The organism is Bacillus sp. mrc49 (genome assembly GCF_002803435.1).
The window spans coordinates 1-879 of sequence record NZ_PHNG01000198.1; the positions used below are offsets into that span (position 1 = coordinate 1).

The window sequence follows — 879 nt, forward strand, 5'->3', positions numbered from 1 at the left end:
GTGTGCTCTTCCGATCTAAATTGAAGATAAGCATCCAAAAACGTCTGGACACCGAAAGTCGTCAAGGCACTTCCGAAGAATACAGGACTCAATTTTCCATTTGCGATGCTTTCTTCAGAGAATTGGTTGCCCGCTTCGGTCAGCAGCATGATTTCTTCCAAAGTTTGCTCATACAACTGGGAATCCTTAAGTGCATGATCGATTTCAAGTTCACCTTCAGCATTCAATGGAAGGAAACGCTCTTCGCCCTCCGTCTTGAACTGTTCAATGCGATTGTTGAATCTATCGTAAATGCCGACGAAGTCTTTTCCCATTCCAATTGGCCAGTTCATTGGATATGTCTCGATGCCCAATACCTCTTCAAGCTCGGCAAGCAACTCAAGAGGCATTTTACCTTGACGGTCCATTTTGTTGATAAACGTGAAAATCGGGATACCCCTCATTCGGCATACTTTGAATAATTTAACCGTCTGATCCTCGATTCCTTTTGCCGAATCGATGATCATCACGGCGCTATCAACAGCCATCAGTGTACGATAGGTGTCTTCACTGAAGTCTTGGTGACCTGGTGTATCAAGAATATTCACACGGAAATCATCATAATCGAATTGCATGACGGAGGATGTAACGGAAATTCCACGTTGTTTTTCAATCTCCATCCAGTCACTTGTTGCATACTTGCCAGTTTTTCTCGCTTTAACTGTTCCGGCATCGCGAATCGCACCGCCAAACAGCAATAATTTTTCGGTCAAAGTCGTTTTCCCGGCATCCGGGTGAGAGATGATTGCGAAGGTCCGACGCGATTGGACCTCATCTTTTAATGTAGTCATAAAATGTTCCTTTCGTTAGTGGAGTCAACAATTTCGAGAAAAATTTATA

At 43.6% G+C, this 879-nt stretch carries 1 protein-coding gene; it reads right to left on the reverse strand.

The features are described from left to right. On the reverse strand, window positions 1-830 hold an 830-nt coding region (locus tag CVN76_RS01385; RefSeq protein ID WP_157805433.1), incomplete at its 3' end, for a GTP-binding protein. Between the last annotated feature and the right edge of the window lie 49 nt (window positions 831-879).